Here is a 203-nt window from a genome sequence, read left to right as displayed (position 1 = left end):
GAAGCATAAGTACTTTTAAGATATTTAGTATCACCTAGCACCTAAAACTACGCAATGGCTGGTTAGCGATCGCCTTGAGGAGAAAACTTTTTGGTTTACTGAAAGTAGTGATTGTACGGAATATCTTTTAGACTCCTGCACCTGTACCTCTGTGCGATAATATTCGGATATTTAATGTAAAGTTAATCAACTCAGAGGAATAC

Annotated in this window: 1 pseudogene; it reads left to right on the top strand. The window is 36.9% G+C overall.

What is annotated here, in order from left to right:
* Positions 1-100: 100 nt before the first annotated feature.
* A pseudogene (locus AABK37_RS42495) lies at positions 101-203 on the top strand (IS982 family transposase); the annotation flags it as partial.

This window comes from Tolypothrix sp. VBCCA 56010, from assembly GCF_050875635.1.
Taxonomy (GTDB): domain Bacteria; phylum Cyanobacteriota; class Cyanobacteriia; order Cyanobacteriales; family Nostocaceae; genus Hassallia.
This window is presented reverse-complemented; position numbering and strand designations above follow the sequence as displayed.